Genomic DNA, 3,194 nt, shown 5'->3' on the forward strand with positions numbered 1-3,194 from the left:
CGTCATCTCCGGCACCGACGTGAAGGCGATCAAGACCATCACCAACAGCCCGATCCCGATCGCCGCGTACAAGAAGCGAATGGGCATCTCGTCGTTGTAGGCGGTTACGCCCGAGTCTTTCTGCTGACCCGCCGCGTGCATCGACTTGAACGCGCTGGCGATCAGCGGAAACGCTGCAACAATGCCGCCGACCGCGGCACCGATCAGCATGCCGATCCCCAAAGGCTTGTATAGGACGCCACGCATTTGATCGGGCGAGGACACCATCGCCGCAACGCCTTCGCTGCCGAATTGGCTCAGCAGCGGTGAGAGCAACAGGTAGCAGATGAACCCGCCGCAACCGAACCAGAACCCGCCTTTACCTGAAAGGTACCCGACGCCGATCGTCATCACGGAGAGATAGAAACTGATGTTCAACATCGCCGGCAATCCGAATTGTGTGCCCGCGTGCCAGTCGCGGTCTTCGCCCATCAAGGCCAGGACCAATAAATGGGCGACGCCGGAGAGCAACGCTCCGCCGAGCAGCAACACGGCTTTGCGAACCCCCGCGCCCGGTGATTTCAAAATTGTGGCGACGGCGATCCCGCCCGGATACGCCAAGCGATCAAAGTCGATCATCTGCTTGCGGAGCGGAATCACAAACGCCAATCCCAACACGCAGCCGGTGATGCAGGCCAAGATCATCAGCGGCGTGTTGAAATTCGCGACCGACTCAAAGCCTTCGGTGCGGCTGAGGATGAACAACGCCGGCACGGAGAACATGATGCCGGAGGAGGCGCCGTTGACCGCCGACGCGATGGTCTGGTTGATGTTGTTTTCGACGATGCTGGTCCGCCGCATCACGCCGCGCAAGACGCCCCAGCCGAGAATCGCCGCCAACTCGGAGCCTTCGATTGCAAACCCCAGGATCAGCGCGGCGTAGCCGATCGAAACCGCGATCAACGCACCGATCGCCCATCCGACCAGAACAGCCGTCCAAGTGAACTCGGGGTACGGCCCGTGGCGCACCGGGATCGACCCCTCCGCACTGGGAATCGACCGGGCGTCTTGTTGAGAATCAGAGTCCGACATCGGCCAGCACAACTCCTGGGGCGGCATGAAGTGGCATCAGCCTATTGCAATCTGATTCGTGTCGCAAGTTATGTCCGTCATCAACCCGTGCAGGCAACGCTGTGAAGCATTTTTTAGCGGTAGGGCGCGAGCCCTCCGGTGTTTCGGGAACGATGAGAGACCGGAGGGCTTGCGCCCTGCCGCTAACACCTCGTCGAACGCAGGGAATGAATGCTTCACAGCGTTGCCGTGCAGTCGTGATTCATTGCCAGGGGCACCCACCAGATTGCATAGCGCAGCAAGGCAGCTTTGCGGTAGACTTGCAGCACAACGGTTCCTGTCGCCCAGATCACTCTTCCGGCAATCATCTCTCCCATGAGCTACAACTTCACGCACCTGACCGATTTGGCCCAAGAGGTCGAGCCACCTGACGATGGTATTCTGACTCGCACATTGCACAACGATGACGACGTGAAGGCCGTGATTTTCGGGTTTGGAAAGGATCAGGAACTGTCCGAGCACACCGCGTCGATGCCGGCGATCTTGCATTTCATCCAAGGCGAAGCCACGCTCACGCTCGGTGAGGAAACGGTCCAGGCACAGCCGGGAGGCTGGATTCACATGGCCCCCGGTTTGAAACACAGCGTCCAGGCCAAGTCGCCGGTGATCATGTTGCTGCTGTTGCTGAAAAAGAAGTAGGTGGGAAGATACGGAATCTTCTCCGCAGGAACTTTCGCTTCAATCACGACAGCACCAATGTCGCACAAGAAACCGAACCTGCCCGAAAAGACCTGCGCACGCTGCGGAAGAGCCTTCACGTGGCGGAAGAAGTGGGCCAAGTGCTGGGATAACGTGAAGTACTGCAGCGAGAAGTGCCGTCGTCAGGCGCGAACGTTGGCTCCTGATTCGGCGCAGACTCCGCCGTGATGCCTAGGTGATGACCGCGTCAACATCCCAATGACTTTGGCCATCAGCGACCTTGGCCATCAGCAGCAGCCAAGGCGTCGCGTGAAGCACAGATCAAATACGCACACCACTGGCTAACGGAGTGTTCGTGACGTTGAGAAGGTAAGTGTGTGGATCGGCACGATCTTGGTGATGTGGGGCACGCCGAATTCGTTGGACCAGTATTCGATTTCATCCGCAAAGTCTTCCGCTTGTGCACGCTTGGCGAATGTCGCCTCGTAGCTCCACTGCGGCTGGACGGCCTGTTCGATGATTTCGTAATCGGTGATTTTGCCATCTTCGATTTGGTTCTCGGCGGCATGGTGGGCACTCCACCAGCTGGAGAATTTCCAAACGCCCATGTCCGACCATGAACCGTGGTCCACGCTGCCGGTCCACTGAAAGCGGTGAATGAAGTCCCAGGTGCCGGTGTCGGCGTCGCGGCCGACGATGACAAATTCGGTTTGCCCGGTGACATCCGGAGCCGAATAGACTTCGTAGTCGTACATCATGTCCAGGAATGCGGTCCTGGAGATCGTGGGCTCGGCGGCGATCACGTCTGGCTTGACCGTGGTGATCGGCTGGATGGAGTCGCCCCGCGGGGCTTCGGCGTGAGCCATTGAGCCGAGGCAGGTCAGGATCACAGCAAACGACATGCAGAGAAAGGGTTTCATGGTCACCGCTCGTGGTTCGGGGTTCGGAAAGACAGACGCCCTGTCCAGAACTCCAAGCGAAACAGCGGGGGCGGTGTTACAGGAATCCGCGATCGCCCTCGAGAGGAGTCCGGTTGACTACGAGTGACGTCAGAATGGTGTCACTCGGTGATCGGCGAGGTGTTATCGGTCTGACTGCGCCTGGGCTGGTCCGGGGTTTTTCTTGGCGAATCAATTTTTTTTGAAACACCGTGAAACATGGGGTGAAACCTCGGTTTTGCATGCATTTTTGGCCTTTCGATCGGCTCTCGGCACGCCGGCTGCGTTTGTCTCGTTCCAGCGGAAACTGGTTCCGCTGGTTTGGACACTTTTCACGGAGCCCCCTTCAATGACCCTTCTCTCAAAAACGTTTGCCACTTTCGGATTGCTCGCCGCGTTCGTTTCCCCGTCTGCTTTCGCCGACACCTACCGGCACATCGACGACTTGGCCAGTGACATCGAACGAAAGTCGCGTCAGATCGAGAAGGAAGTGCGGCACTATCGCCA

4 protein-coding genes are annotated in these 3,194 nt (G+C 58.5%); 2 read left to right on the forward strand and 2 right to left on the reverse strand.

Going from position 1 to position 3,194, the window contains the following annotated elements; all coding sequences use genetic code 11:
- A partial coding sequence (locus ABX749_RS27255) for an OPT/YSL family transporter (RefSeq protein WP_372898802.1) occupies nt 1-1,071 on the reverse strand: 1,071 nt, incomplete at its 3' end.
- A 354-nt stretch (nt 1,072-1,425) separates the two neighbouring features.
- Between ABX749_RS27255 and ABX749_RS27260 the strand changes: the two genes are divergently transcribed.
- Nucleotides 1,426-1,749, forward strand: coding sequence for a cupin domain-containing protein (locus tag ABX749_RS27260; protein WP_372898803.1), 324 nt, complete (start codon nt 1,426-1,428; stop codon nt 1,747-1,749).
- Nucleotides 1,750-1,806: 57 nt separating this feature from the next.
- Nucleotides 1,807-1,977 (forward strand): DUF2256 domain-containing protein, encoded by a 171-nt coding sequence (locus ABX749_RS27265; protein WP_372898804.1) that lies wholly within the window; start codon nt 1,807-1,809, stop codon nt 1,975-1,977.
- Nucleotides 1,978-2,090: 113 nt separating this feature from the next.
- On the opposite strand, the gene ABX749_RS27270 is transcribed toward ABX749_RS27265, so the two are convergent.
- Nucleotides 2,091-2,669, reverse strand: a complete 579-nt coding sequence (locus tag ABX749_RS27270) for a hypothetical protein (RefSeq protein WP_372898805.1) — start codon at nt 2,667-2,669, stop codon at nt 2,091-2,093.
- Between the last annotated feature and the right edge of the window lie 525 nt (nt 2,670-3,194).

The sequence above is a fragment of the Stieleria sp. genome (genome assembly GCF_041595215.1).
Lineage (GTDB): Bacteria > Planctomycetota > Planctomycetia > Pirellulales > Pirellulaceae > Stieleria > Stieleria magnilauensis.